Source organism: Rhizobium sp. YJ-22 (assembly GCF_029601685.1).
In the GTDB taxonomy this organism is placed as follows: Bacteria; Pseudomonadota; Alphaproteobacteria; order Rhizobiales; family Rhizobiaceae; genus Metarhizobium.
In genome coordinates this window covers 1-12,351 of record NZ_JARRIR010000004.1, presented here as the reverse complement: position 1 = coordinate 12,351, position 12,351 = coordinate 1, and the positions used below count along the sequence as shown (strand labels likewise).

The following is a 12,351-nucleotide window of genomic DNA, read 5'->3' as shown; positions in this document are numbered from 1 at the left end:
TATCCTATCATCGTGTACCGCCATTTTTAAAGCAGATAACTAGGGGCTGTATGTGCATGGTGAAGGATTGACACGCCTAAAATATCCATTATTCTGGATATATGGAAAATAATACGGCAATCACTGCGCTTGGAGCGCTTGCACAGACAACGAGGCTCGACACCTTCAGGCTTCTGGTCCGACACGAACCAGACGGCGTCCCGGCGGGCGAGCTTGCGAGGATGCTTGATGTCCCGCAGAACACCATGTCGGCGCATCTCGCGACCCTGTCACGGGCGGGCCTCGTTAAAAGCGAGCGCCAGAGCCGTTCGATCATCTACCGGGCCGATCTGGACGGCCTACGCGATCTGACCCTTTTTCTCCTCAAGGACTGCTGCGGCGGTTCAGCGGAGTTGTGCGCACCGCTCATTGCCGAACTGACCCCGTGTTGCGGACCCAAGGCGATATCGTCATGAGCATCGAGCTGGTTCCTGTTTCCGGAAGCGATGCTGAATTCAAGGATGCCCTTGTCCGTGCCGGACTGCCGACGGCAGACGTCGAAGACGAAGGGCGCTCTTTCTTCCGCGCCGTGACGTCTAACGGAGACACTGTCGGATACTCCGGATTGGAAGCATGCGGCGACGACGTCCTCTTGAGGTCACTCGTCGTTCTTGAAAGCTTCCGCGGCAGGGGCTTCGGTCGGACGCTTGCGGAAGCCACCGTGGAAAAGGCCGGTAGAGATGTCGGCGTCTTTCTGGCAACGACGAGCGCGGCTCCCCTTTTCGAGCGCCTCGGCTTCGGCCTGATCGACAGACGCGATGTTCCAGCCGCCGTACTTTCCACCCGCCAGCTTTCGGGCATCTGCCCGGCGTCGGCCACCATCATGAAGCTCAACAGGCCACCGACCTAGCAACGGATCACGACCATGACCGATAAAACCTACAACGTGCTCTTCCTGTGCACGGGCAATTCCGCACGTTCAATTCTCGCCGAATCCATCCTCAACAAGGAGGGCGGCGGGCGTTTCACGGCGTACTCGGCGGGTAGCCAACCCAAAGGAGAAGTGAACCCGCACGCGCTTCGGGAGCTTTCCGCCCTCGGCTACGCCTCGACGGGCTTCTCGTCGAAAAGCTGGGATGTCTTCGCCGAGCCGAACGCACCAGAGATGGATTTCATCTTCACCGTCTGCGACAGCGCCGCGGGCGAAGCATGCCCCGTCTGGATCGGACACCCGATGACCGCTCATTGGGGCGTCGAAGACCCCGCAGCCGTCGCCGGCACGGATGTCGAAATCCAGCGCGCCTTCGCACAGGCGGCCCGCTTCCTCAAGAACCGTATCACCGCCTTCCTTAGCCTGCCGCTCGAGTCCATCGACCGAATGGCGCTCGAAACCAAGCTCCGCCAGATCGGCGCTATGGAAGGTTCGACGCGACCGGACACGAGGACTGCCTGATGTCCACGTTCGAACGTTACCTGACCGTCTGGGTCGCCCTTTGCATTCTCGTCGGGATCGCGCTCGGCCATCTGATGCCCGGTGTCTTCCGGACTGTCGGCGCAGCGGAGATCGCCAAGGTCAACATTCCCGTGGCCGTCCTGATCTGGCTGATGGTCATCCCGATGCTACTCAAGATCGACTTCCGCTCCCTGGCGAAGGTCGGCACCTACTGGCGGGGTATCGGGGTCACGCTTTTCATCAACTGGGCCGTCAAGCCGTTCTCCATGGCGCTCCTCGGGTGGCTCTTCATCGGGTGGTTGTTCAGGCCGTACCTGCCTGCCGACCAGATCGATTCCTACATCGCGGGCCTGATAATCCTTGCCGCTGCTCCGTGTACGGCCATGGTCTTCGTCTGGTCGAACCTGACCCGCGGCGAGCCGCTCTTCACGCTGTCCCAAGTGGCACTGAATGACGCCATCATGATCGTCGCCTTCGCACCTCTCGTCGGTCTGCTTCTCGGTTTGTCGGCCATCACGGTGCCATGGGACACGCTCGCCATCTCGGTCGGGCTCTATATCGTCGTCCCGGTCATCATCGCGCAGGTTCTGCGGAGGAAGCTGACGGCCGACGGCACGAGCGCCCGGCTTGACCGGATGCTTGAGGTGCTTTCGCCGATCTCGCTCGTGTCACTGCTGGCGACCCTCGTGCTGCTGTTTGGCTTCCAGGGCGAGCAGATAATCGCGCAGCCGACAATAATCGCCTTGCTTGCCGTCCCGATCCTGATCCAAGTCTACTTCAATTCCGGCCTGGCCTACGTCCTCAACCGCATGTCGGGCGAACGCCACTGCGTGGCCGGACCCTCGGCGCTGATCGGTGCCTCCAATTTCTTCGAGCTGGCCGTGGCCGCAGCCATCAGCCTGTTCGGATTCCAGTCGGGGGCGGCGCTGGCGACAGTCGTCGGCGTCCTGATCGAAGTCCCGGTGATGCTATCCGTCGTCTGGATCGTGAACCGCTCCAAGGGCTGGTACGAAGCCGCGCCGGCCGTTTCCAGAAACACCGTCTCCGAAAGGACCTGAACATGGACGTCACCATCTACCACAATCCCGCCTGCGGGACGTCGCGCAACACTCTCGATCTGATCCGGCATGCGGGGATCGAGCCGACGGTGATCGAATATCTCAAGACACCGCCGACCCGCGACGAGCTCGTGACGATGATCGCGGAGGCGGGTCTCACTGTCAGGCAGGCGATCCGGGAGAAAGGAACGCCCTACGCGGAGCTTAGTCTCGACAACCCCGACCTGACGGATGACCAGTTGCTTGACGCCATGCTGAAGGACCCGATCCTGATAAACCGCCCGTTCGTCATCACGCCGATTGGTACGCGCTTGTCACGGCCATCCGAGGTCGTGCTCGACATCCTCCCGGCGGAAGCGTTCAAGGGGCCGTTTGCAAAGGAAGACGGCGAGCGTCTTCTCGACGAAGAAGGAAAGCGCATTGTCTGAACCATTGTCCGCCGCATCCATCGACCATCTTCGAAAGCCCGACCTCGAGGCCTTGCGTCCCCAGTTCTCGATGCACAAGCCGCGCATCCTGATCTTGTACGGCTCTCTTCGGGAGGTGTCGTACAGCAGGCTTCTCGCGCACGAGGCACGTCGTCTGCTCGAGTATTTCGAATGCGAGGTCCGCGTCTATGATCCGAAGGGCCTGCCGCTTCCCGACGAAGCGCCAGTCAGCCATCCCAAGGTGCAGGAACTCCGCGAATTGTCCGAGTGGTCTGAGGGCCAGGTATGGGTCAGCCCCGAGCGCCATGGCGCGATGACGGGCATCATGAAATCCCAGATCGACTGGATACCGCTGTCGATCGGATCGGTTCGGCCGACACAGGGCAAGACGCTTGCGGTCATGGAGGTGTCAGGTGGCAGTCAGTCCTTCAATGCCGTAAACCAGATGCGCGTCCTCGGGCGCTGGATGCGGATGATCACCATCCCCAACCAGTCTTCCGTTGCCAAGGCGTTTCAGGAGTTCGACGCCGACGGCCGCATGAAGCCGTCCTCGTACTACGAGCGCGTCGTGGACGTCTGCGAGGAACTGGTCAAGTTCACGATCCTGACACGGGACGCATCGCCATACCTGACGGACCGTTACAGCGAGCGGAGAGAAGCTGCGGCCGAACTCGAGAAGCGGGTTTCCCTCAAGTCGATCTAATCGGTCATTCGGCCGCGACGGGGTGACGACGTGCCTCGATCGCGACCAGGACGAATGCGCCGATGCCAAGTGTCCCGAGCGCGGCGGTCGCGAATAGCGAGAAACCGATACCGATCTGATGCATGGCGGCGGCGAACGCGAAGGGTGCTGCTGCGCCGGCCGCGAGTCTTGCCGCGGCCATGCGCCCCGTAACGGCCCCGTATCCGTCAGACCCGAACAGATACAGAGGGAGGCTGCCTTGCGCGATCGAGTTGATGCCCGAGCCTAAACCGAGGCAGACCGCGAAGGCCACAGCGCCAGGCAGCCATTCCCCGGAAACCCCGAGGATGAAGACGCCGAGTACCATCAGTACGGCGGAAACGACCGCGAGACCGGGCGGCGCGAGGCTCGTGCCGAAGATCATGTTGATCAGGCGGCTCAGGACCTGAGCCGGTCCGAACAGTGAACCGATGACCACCGCCGCGCCGCCAAGCCCGAGCGCGCCCAGCATCGGCACCATGTGGGCAAGGATGGACGCCAGCGTGAAGCCGAGGAGGGCGAAAGCCGCGGATACGACCAGCATCGCGCCTCGACGGCGCTCGACGGGGATCGCCCCGACGACGTGTTGCCTTTCCTTCCGCATCCCCTGCGCGTTGGCGATCCTTCCCGCCCGCATGATCCAGAAGTGCAAGGGCATGCAGAGCGCCAGATTAAGGGCCGCGAAAACGAGATAGATTTCCCGCCATGAGAGATAAGCCGTCAACGCCGCCGAGATCGGCCAGAAGATGCTGGAGGCGAAACCCGCGATCAGCGTGAGATAAGTGATGCTCCTCGGCGCAGTCTTGGGGTCGCTCTCCACGAGGGCGGCGAAGGCAGCCTGGTACTGGACCATGCCCGACGAGACCTCGAGCAGAACAATGGTGAGCGCGAACACGGCGACGGATGGCGACCAGGCACAAAGGGCGAGCGTGGCGGCCGCGATCGCCGAACCGAATGTCATGACCGCGGCCGCACCCCTGCGGTCCAGCTCGCGCCCGATCAGGGGAGCCGTGAGGCCGCCGACGAACAGCGACACGGAGAAGACGGCGAAGACCTGCTCGACGCTGATACCGAAGTCGGAGGCCATGCCCTCGGCGAGAATCGAAAAAGCGTAATAGAGTGTCCCGTATCCGATGATCTGCGTGACCCCGAGCGCCGCGACTATCCCGGTCTGAATGCTGTTATCACGCAACGACGTCGGCTCCGCTCTCGGCACCCGGCGCGCAGCAGGCTTCCACAGAGGTCCTGACTTTCGGATGGCCTGCACAGCAGTCCTCAAGGAGAAACGTCACCAGCGCGGCCAGAGCGTCGTAGTTCGCCGTGTAAACGAGCGACCGCGATTCCCGCCGTTGCGCGATCAGGTTCGCGTGGACAAGGTCCTTGAGATGGAAGCTTAGAGCGGAAGCCGATACACCGAGACGTTGTGCGATTGCCCCGGCTGCCAGACCTTCATGTCCAGCGACAACCAGAGACCTTACGATTCCGAGGCGGGTCTCCTGAGACAGGGCCGAGAAAGAAGACAGGGCTTGACGTTCATCCATGTTTCAATATTCCTTGAATAGTTGAATCAGGAGATAGCGCAGATGAACATGATCGACAAGGCGGTTTCGGCTGACACGGACATCACACTCGGCGATCTTCTCGACAGGATGGCGGAGACGCCGGAACTTCCGCTGGTATTCAGTTACGATGGCCGCCAGATCAAGCCAGGCTATCATGTCACGGAAGTAAAGGCGGGAAAGTTTTCGGCGCTGGACTGTGGTGCCAATCCCGAAGCCTGGTCGGAAATCTTCGTACAGCTATGGGATGTCGAGGAAGGCGAGCGAACGCATATGACTGCGGGAAAGTTTTCGGCGATCGTCCGCAAGGTTTCCGAACACGTTAAACTGGACGCATCGGCAAAGCTGACCTTCGAGGTCAGTGACGGCGTACGCCCGATGCAGCTTTTCTGCGCCGACCAACCCGTGACGGGAAATGGCGCTCTGGCCATAAACCTGATGCCAAGGCCCGCCAGTTGCAAGCCACGTGATCGCTGGTTAGCCCAGAAGCTGGACGACAATGCAGATTGTTGCAGCGACCTAGCAAGCGCACGATGCTGCACGTAGTTCAGAGTTTTTAGAATGGTGCGCGGCATCGCTGGACGTGCCGTATTGAACGGTTTCGCTTGCCCAGAACCTGCAGATCGCACGGTCGGTTCCTACGTCCACGACAGGTCGCGGTAAGCGACGTGTTAATCGCCTTTTTCGCGCGCCTGCTTAACAAGCCTGGTAGCTTCTTCAAGAATCTCGAGTTCGGTAGAGATATGGCTTGGGCCGCCGAACCGCCCCTCGGCGACCAGGGCATCGAACGCGCGCTCGTAGGTCCGACGAATGTCATTCGGTGTTTTATTCACACGCGGCTTGAGATGGGATGTTCCGGAACGCGGTTTCCAGCCTACTTCATCAAGACCCGATCCGAACGAGCGCTCGCCGCCATCTGACTTCCCTTTCTTTGTCTTTCTTCGTTTTGACAAGGTGATGTCTCCCCTAACAGTGGCGGGCTAGATCATGCCCCAGCGCCTCAGCGCTGCATCAACCTCCTTGCGGATGTCATCCTCATGAAGACCGTGCATCACCCGGCGTGCAACTCGCGCCGCATAGTCAGGTCGATCCCCTTCCACTCCCAGGGAATCTTCCCGTGCAGGATGAACCTTCAGGGTATCCTGCACCTCTGCGGCGCTTATGACGCGTGATTCCATCAAAGTTTCGGCGACCGTGTTCAAGGCATCGATCCTCATGTCCAGAATTGTCTTCGCCCTTGTCGATTCCGCGTCGAGAAGTTTGGTAACCGCCTTGCGAAGCCTAAAGTCTCCAGCGCGCAGCCGTGCGAGATCGCGCTCTTCCACCAAATCGATCGCCAGCGTGGCTCCCATCCCGTAACACGCTTCAACCTTGCTCGCGATCGCCGTGGCCCGAGCCAGGTCCGATCGCGGATCGCCTCCAGTCTCTGTGAACTCGCCGAAGATCAAGGATTCCGCTCCGAGCCCCGCGAGATACATGCATATCTGATCGAGAAAGTATGATCGTGTCTTCATCGGAAATGTGGGCGTCCTGAATACCGCGCCGCCCAGATTGTCTACGCCGGTCGCCAAGACCTTATCGTTGATCGATATGCCATGAAGCTCCATTCCGAGTTCGAGACCGACAATCGCATGTCCCGCCTCATGATAGGCGGCGCGCCGCATTTGCTCGGCGGGAAGGTCTATCAATGGAGTGGCGATCGATGCCACGTGTCGGAATTCGAATGGCTGTCCCTGGCGACGTGAGGTTCGACGACCATCTCGAACGAGTTGCTCCAGGTGAGCGCCTGCCATCCCCTGCGTCGAGCGCGCAAACCCATCCTCTTGATCTTCGGGCACGGGGAAGCCGGCATGGAATTGAAATATCTGTCTACGAGTGGCTGCGTCCGGAAGTTGGATAACTAAGTGCTTATCGAGGCGTCCCGGCCGCAGAATCGCGGGATCGATGTATTCCGGATGGTTTGTTGCTCCGACGACAACGATCCCGCGACGGCGTTCGAAGCCATCGAGCAGTTCAAGAAGTCCATTGATGACTTGGCGCGTGTAATCGGCATTGTGACTTCGGTTGGTTGCCCGGCTGCCGACGGCGTCGATCTCGTCGATGAACAGCAACGCCGTCTCTATCGACCGTGCCTCGGCGAAACTGTCGCGCATGGCTTTCAACATGTCGTTCAAATAGCCACAGGCCTGCCACTGTGCAGCGGACGTCACCACGATCGGTATGCGGCATGTCCGCGCAAGGGCTTCGGCGAAGAGTGTCTTCCCGGTTCCAGGTGGTCCTGAGATCAGCGCCCCAATGTCGACGTCATCCCACGCGATCAGACCGGCTTTGAAATCATCGAGGTCGCGCGCGAGCTCGAGACCCCAGTCCTTCGCCGCGCCGAGCCCGCTAAGATCGGCCAGCGTCGGCCCAGTGGAAAGCGGTGCAGCCGTTGGCGCTGGTGGACGATCTATGGTATCCCTCAGTCGGCGCAGCGCCGCTTTGACCGGGCGATTGGGTTGAAACGCGTAGACGAGCCGCGTCCAGGTCTCCGATTTTATCATCTCCTCGTCGGCCGTCGTTACCGCGTGTCCGTATCGACGGAAGGTCGCTTTGATCTGATGTGACGTCGGCGTCGGGATCATTGCGATGACGTCCGCGAACAACCTAAGTTCCTCGTCTACCTCATCCACGCTCGAACAAATCAAAATGCTTTTACCCGCCTCAGCCGCTCGGCGCTGAATTTCCAGTTCCGTCAGTCGATCCCGTTTCGTAGTTTTCAGCGCGCGAACGAATGGTTCGATGTATCCGTTTTGATCGAGAACCTGACGGAGATAGAGGCGACTGGCCGAAACGAAGCTATCCACGGCGTCGACCGCTGGAACCACAACAATGGCAAGGTTCGGTGGTCCCGCGCCCGCGTGATGCCGCAGCGCGGCGACCACCTGACAATAAGCGAGATGGATAGGCACGGTCAGATCGGAAAGATCGGCGGTATTATCCGGAGCCCACAACGACCGACCGCGCATTCTCAGGATTTTATGCTTCGGCGAGTTTGGCAAGATCGATCACCAGATGAGGATTGAACGTTTTCCGCGAAGGCTCGTCGGGGTAACCGAGTGGATTACACACAACCCGTGTTTTCCCTATCCGATAGTCGCTAGGTGTATGGATGTGGCCGTGCACCCACAGGAGCGGCTCATATTCAAGTATTCGGCGCTCGAACCGCGACGCGAAGGAGGGTGTCAGGCCGTCTCTTAGAAACTGCGGCGGTACCGACATCATGCTCGGCGCATGGTGGCTGACGATGACTGTCGGAAGATTTGGCTGGGACCGGTACACGTTGTCGATGTTAATGGTCGCGATCCGGTGCAGGTGCTGGCTTTCCTGCGGTGTGAATTTTTTAAATGGTGTCTTTGAAAGCTTGATTCGCTTAAAGTCGTTCAACTCTTCGCGAGCGATTGCCATTGCCAACCGCGGTTCGCCGTAGAGATCGAAATCTGTCCATAACGTTGCACCGATAAAGCGATAGCCGCCAATTAACACCGAATCTCCGTTCAGCATAAACAGGTCATCGCAACTCTCAGCCAACCGGTAACCGACCTCCAATCCCTCCTTGATAGACCCCCGGTAGTATTCATGATTTCCGGGGACGAACACGACCGGCATCTGGCGAGCCACATAATCGCGTAAAAACAACATACTTGCCGCAACCCCGCCGTCGAAGATGTCGCCCGCACATAAGCAAACATCCGCGTCGGGGATATCCATAAGTTTGAACTCTGGGTCGACCTCGAGGTGCAAGTCGGAGAATATCCAGGCCCTCATCGCGGCCTCGGATAATTATGTTCGCAATACGCCGGTTCGGCTCTCAGCTCATACCAGCGCGAAAAAGTTCCCGCGACACTGTCCTCCTGGTCGGCGTTATACAATTCAACAGAGAACAACGGGTTGCCGTCAACAATCTTCGCATGTAAAGACGGAAGGCCAATAAGGCGGGGGACTGCTCGTGTAGTCACGGACCATTGATCAATGGACGCTGTTGCGACCCCGTTTGCGTCAATGGTTGGCTCCTGTAACTCTACAGCAAGACTTTGTGGTTGATCGATCAACTGAGCGTTGATCATCCCAAACCATCCCAGTGATGGCGCGTGACTCATCTTATTCTCCGTTAAGTGTCATTCGTGGTGAGCGGCCTGTGCTCGGTCAGGCCCACGCACAACCGCCGTCAAGAAGACCGCCCCACCGAATCAAGGAGCCTGTGGTGCCGCCATGCCATGCGACGCCCATGAAGACGTCATAGATGCATTTATATTGATTCTATGAAGCATTAAAAGACTTCAAAAAGGAGAAAATTGACATTTGTAGAGGAAACCGGCCTTACGGTTTCATGACGACGCTATTATTCGCCGATGCCCTCAGGGTGGCCCGAACACTCGCTGGTCTTAGTCAGCGAGAGGCGGCTGCGCGTATTGCCATCACGCAGAAAGCGGTATGGATCGCTGAAAACACAGACGAGCTTGGTAGATCAACAAACATAAGGCTGCGGGCGCTTTATGAAGCGCTGGGCATTGAATTTCTTGGGACGATCGATTTCGCTTCAGGGCGAACGTCAGGACTTGGTGCACGATGGCGAGTGCCAGCGGAGTTACCTGAACACGCACAGAGAGCATCGGAGTTTCGTACGGAGCGAACTGGCGTCGCCTTCGCCGCCGCGAGGTCACTGCTAAATAAAAAGCAATCCGAGATCGCTGGCCTACTGAATATGGCTGAGCGGAAAATCGGGCAGCTCGAGGCAGGCGGGTCTACGGACCAACAGTCATCACATCGTCTGAGATCGTTCTATGAGCGGGAGGGTATTGCCTTTCTTGGATGGGGCGATGTGACCTCCGGCTTGTTCTATGGCGTTGGCGTCCGATGGAGGGATGAGCCTTAGGGCGGAATCTCCGCATGACGAGATCATTTAAGACAATCAGTCACAAAGTCAGAAGAGCTTGAGCTTGAAAAAAATCTTTGAACCCGCGATTGCGCGTGCCGCCAGGGCTTATACCGGCCTTGGACACATAGCATTGGCCCAGAAGGCAAACGTCGCATCGAGAACGATTTATAAGCTTGAGAAAGACGGACGCGTAACAAAAGAGACGCTGGAAAAAATTCTGCAAGTGCTTTTTGAAAACGGTGTGTCGTTGATACGCGACGAGGCTAGTGGCCAAATCTGTGGGCTCAGATTTGCAAAGATACATGATCCGGACGCGGCTACCGCCGAATAGACCGCCTTATTTTGACGGCGACCAAGCAATAGCGGCCGCAATTGGCTCCAATCAATATTCTCATTCCCCTCAGAAAAATAACGACGCCAGCTCAGGTGGGTACGCTGCCTGCATGATTTCGATATTCCCACGGTCGCTAGAATCGACTGACATTTACACATCGATGCATTCATAACGCACCGGAACGGCATTGGATGATGCATTTATAACGCATCGCTCTGGCTTTTTACGCGCTAGAAGCCGGCTACTGTTCCATCTCCCCAACCGAGTCGCACACTAAGATGATGCATTCGAAATGCATCATTTGGGGCATTGCGCAAATCGATGTCTTTCGTAGAAGACTTCACTACGGCATTTCCCTCCATTGCCTCATTCAATTTAAATGAGGTCTACAATTATTCTGAGTTTAATTAATGATTTCAGATATTTGTTGACTCTTTCCACCATCGTTGCTTCACTATGGCTGTGGATTAGAGGGCGACGTGTCGGAATTACTGAGAGGAAGCGATCTCGTCACCATCAGAGTACTAAGCCGAGTAACCGAGGTGCGTGAATGGCCGTCAAATATGAGAATGGTAAAGCGCCGACCATCGACAATCCCAATCGCCGCCGTGCCCCACCAATTTCGCCGCAAGATGCTGCATTTGGCTTTGTTGGGCAGGAGGCATTTAAAAAAGAGATGCGACTGACCGAGCCAATCGCGAGTTACCGCACCAATAAGACGCTGTGGATCGTTTCAAATTCTGTCGCACTGCCATCTCGCGTTACCGAGCGGGAAGTTGCGGCTTTAGCGCAAATATTGACCCGAAAATTGACCCCAAACGTGTGAAGGAGTTACCCATGACAAAGACGCGCCAACGATCAAACTCTACCTCCCGTCGGGATAAGAGTGCAAAATTAAAGGCCGCACCGGCGACCAAATTCACGGCAAACGGAATACGCATCGATAGGTCACAGACGCCATTGGAGATGCTCTTTAACGACCTATTGGGCCAGCAGACAAAGAAAGAAACCACCGAAGACCGCCGAAAGCGTCAAGCCTCTCTGACGGGTACAACGAGCCATACGGTAATAAAAGGCCCCGTACGGGCAGCCCTGTACATTCGCGTATCCGGCGAAAGAAGTGTGCGCAGCGATCTGTCAATGCCCGATCAAGAGGGCCATCTTCGAAAATATTGCGAGCAGCAGAATTGGTTGATTGTCGCTGTGTACTATGAGCCGGGAAGGTCAGCAAAATCCACCGCGAGGAAAGAATTCAAAAGAATGATTAGAGATGCCTCCGGCGAAGGCGATCCACCATTCGATAAAATTCTGATACATAACACCGCAAGGTTTGCTCGATCATCAAGAGACTACTCGCTCTTTGAGTCTCTTCTTCGACATCGGAACATTGATATTCTCGCCGTATCACAATCCTTTTCGAAAGATGCGGGTGGAATGGTAGCGTTGCGCATGACAAACCTTATGGATGAATTTTACTCCGTCAGGTCATCGGTCGATTCAACCCGCGCACGCCTGTATATGATCGAGAAAGGCTACTGGCCAGGCGGCACTCCTCCTTATGGCTACAAGCGCATCGCTTGCCCCGAAAACCCGCAGCGATCCGTTCTTGATGTAGACAATGAGGAGCGGATGATGGTCGAGAAGACATACTCGATGGCTGTCTTCGGCGACGGGAACGGGCCGCCCATGGGCGTCAAGTCGATAGTGGTTTGGCTGAATGAGCACGGGTACCGCACCAGATCGGGGTCGCGATGGAGCGTTCAGGCAATTCACAGGATACTGACGCACTCAGTTTATTACGGCGAATACTTTTGGGGAATAAACGTATCCATCCGGCGAAGGCCGCGGGGCTTATGATTTCGGCTCGTCTGCCATGATGCGTTTGATGACTTCCGGGTCAC

At 57.5% G+C, this 12,351-nt stretch carries 15 protein-coding genes; 10 read left to right on the top strand and 5 right to left on the bottom strand.

Going from position 1 to position 12,351, the window contains the following annotated elements:
• Positions 1-101 precede the first annotated feature (101 nt).
• Genes P7F60_RS10610 through arsH form a run of 6 tightly spaced genes read left to right on the top strand, consistent with a single transcriptional unit; the run spans position 102 to position 3,621 of the window.
• Positions 102-455 (top strand): metalloregulator ArsR/SmtB family transcription factor, encoded by a 354-nt coding sequence (locus P7F60_RS10610; RefSeq protein WP_166096753.1) that lies wholly within the window; start codon positions 102-104, stop codon positions 453-455.
• Positions 452-889 carry an arsenic resistance N-acetyltransferase ArsN2 gene (arsN2, locus tag P7F60_RS10605; protein WP_166096754.1) on the top strand — a complete coding sequence of 146 codons (438 nt, stop codon included), beginning with the start codon at positions 452-454 and terminating at the stop codon, positions 887-889. The genes P7F60_RS10610 and arsN2 overlap by 4 nt, the downstream gene beginning before the upstream one ends.
• A 15-nt stretch (positions 890-904) precedes the next feature.
• Complete coding sequence (locus tag P7F60_RS10600) at positions 905-1,432, top strand: arsenate reductase ArsC (protein WP_166096755.1); 528 nt, start codon at positions 905-907, stop codon at positions 1,430-1,432.
• Positions 1,432-2,490, top strand: coding sequence for an ACR3 family arsenite efflux transporter (gene arsB, locus P7F60_RS10595; RefSeq protein ID WP_166096756.1), 1,059 nt, complete (start codon positions 1,432-1,434; stop codon positions 2,488-2,490). Before P7F60_RS10600 ends, arsB begins: the two co-directional genes overlap by 1 nt.
• A gap of 2 nt (positions 2,491-2,492) precedes the next feature.
• Positions 2,493-2,918, top strand: a complete 426-nt coding sequence (gene arsC, locus P7F60_RS10590) for an arsenate reductase (glutaredoxin) (RefSeq protein ID WP_197738780.1) — start codon at positions 2,493-2,495, stop codon at positions 2,916-2,918.
• Positions 2,911-3,621, top strand: coding sequence for an arsenical resistance protein ArsH (gene arsH / locus P7F60_RS10585; protein ID WP_277917706.1), 711 nt, complete (start codon positions 2,911-2,913; stop codon positions 3,619-3,621). Before arsC ends, arsH begins: the two co-directional genes overlap by 8 nt.
• Positions 3,622-3,625: 4 nt before the next feature.
• Here arsH and arsK read toward each other — a convergent pair whose 3' ends face one another.
• Complete coding sequence (arsK, locus tag P7F60_RS10580; protein WP_166096757.1) at positions 3,626-4,831, bottom strand: arsenite efflux MFS transporter ArsK; 1,206 nt, start codon at positions 4,829-4,831, stop codon at positions 3,626-3,628.
• A complete protein-coding gene (locus P7F60_RS10575) occupies positions 4,824-5,180 on the bottom strand; it encodes a metalloregulator ArsR/SmtB family transcription factor (protein ID WP_166096759.1) in 357 nt (118 codons plus the stop codon). Before P7F60_RS10575 ends, arsK begins: the two co-directional genes overlap by 8 nt.
• A gap of 42 nt (positions 5,181-5,222) precedes the next feature.
• On the opposite strand from P7F60_RS10575, the gene P7F60_RS10570 reads away from it, so the two are divergent.
• A complete protein-coding gene (locus P7F60_RS10570) occupies positions 5,223-5,744 on the top strand; it encodes a DUF6428 family protein (RefSeq protein WP_166096760.1) in 522 nt (173 codons plus the stop codon).
• A 125-nt stretch (positions 5,745-5,869) separates the two neighbouring features.
• On the opposite strand, the gene P7F60_RS10565 is transcribed toward P7F60_RS10570, so the two are convergent.
• The 3 genes from P7F60_RS10565 to P7F60_RS10555 are packed head-to-tail and all read right to left on the bottom strand — an operon-like array spanning position 5,870 to position 9,005.
• Positions 5,870-6,151 carry a hypothetical protein gene (locus tag P7F60_RS10565; protein WP_166096761.1) on the bottom strand — a complete coding sequence of 94 codons (282 nt, stop codon included), beginning with the start codon at positions 6,149-6,151 and terminating at the stop codon, positions 5,870-5,872.
• Between the two features lie 27 nt (positions 6,152-6,178).
• Complete coding sequence (locus P7F60_RS10560) at positions 6,179-8,239, bottom strand: AAA family ATPase (protein ID WP_166096763.1); 2,061 nt, start codon at positions 8,237-8,239, stop codon at positions 6,179-6,181.
• The gene (locus P7F60_RS10555; RefSeq protein ID WP_277917705.1) at positions 8,217-9,005 is read right to left on the bottom strand and encodes a metallophosphoesterase; all 789 of its coding nucleotides are present in this window, start codon (positions 9,003-9,005) and stop codon (positions 8,217-8,219) included. Before P7F60_RS10555 ends, P7F60_RS10560 begins: the two co-directional genes overlap by 23 nt.
• A 1,172-nt stretch (positions 9,006-10,177) precedes the next feature.
• On the opposite strand from P7F60_RS10555, the gene P7F60_RS10550 reads away from it, so the two are divergent.
• The 3 genes from P7F60_RS10550 (at position 10,178) to P7F60_RS10540 (ending at position 12,307) form a co-directional block, all read left to right on the top strand.
• Entirely contained in the window at positions 10,178-10,447 is a 270-nt protein-coding gene (locus P7F60_RS10550; RefSeq protein ID WP_277917704.1) for a helix-turn-helix transcriptional regulator, read from the top strand.
• 553 nt (positions 10,448-11,000) lie between these two features.
• Entirely contained in the window at positions 11,001-11,276 is a 276-nt protein-coding gene (locus P7F60_RS10545; protein WP_277917703.1) for a hypothetical protein, read from the top strand.
• An 11-nt stretch (positions 11,277-11,287) separates the two neighbouring features.
• Positions 11,288-12,307 carry a recombinase family protein gene (locus P7F60_RS10540; RefSeq protein WP_277917702.1) on the top strand — a complete coding sequence of 340 codons (1,020 nt, stop codon included), beginning with the start codon at positions 11,288-11,290 and terminating at the stop codon, positions 12,305-12,307.
• The last annotated feature ends 44 nt before the right edge of the window (positions 12,308-12,351 follow it).

Coding starts and splice junctions, on each gene's coding strand:
- P7F60_RS10610 (WP_166096753.1), top strand. CDS start 102: ATGGAAAATAATACGGCAATCACTGCGCTTGGAGCGCTTGCACAGACA.
- arsN2 (WP_166096754.1), top strand. CDS start 452: ATGAGCATCGAGCTGGTTCCTGTTTCCGGAAGCGATGCTGAATTCAAG.
- P7F60_RS10600 (WP_166096755.1), top strand. CDS start 905: ATGACCGATAAAACCTACAACGTGCTCTTCCTGTGCACGGGCAATTCC.
- arsB (WP_166096756.1), top strand. CDS start 1,432: ATGTCCACGTTCGAACGTTACCTGACCGTCTGGGTCGCCCTTTGCATT.
- arsC (WP_197738780.1), top strand. CDS start 2,493: ATGGACGTCACCATCTACCACAATCCCGCCTGCGGGACGTCGCGCAAC.
- P7F60_RS10575 (WP_166096759.1), bottom strand. CDS start 5,180: ATGGATGAACGTCAAGCCCTGTCTTCTTTCTCGGCCCTGTCTCAGGAG.
- P7F60_RS10570 (WP_166096760.1), top strand. CDS start 5,223: ATGAACATGATCGACAAGGCGGTTTCGGCTGACACGGACATCACACTC.
- P7F60_RS10555 (WP_277917705.1), bottom strand. CDS start 9,005: ATGAGGGCCTGGATATTCTCCGACTTGCACCTCGAGGTCGACCCAGAG.
- P7F60_RS10545 (WP_277917703.1), top strand. CDS start 11,001: ATGGCCGTCAAATATGAGAATGGTAAAGCGCCGACCATCGACAATCCC.
- P7F60_RS10540 (WP_277917702.1), top strand. CDS start 11,288: ATGACAAAGACGCGCCAACGATCAAACTCTACCTCCCGTCGGGATAAG.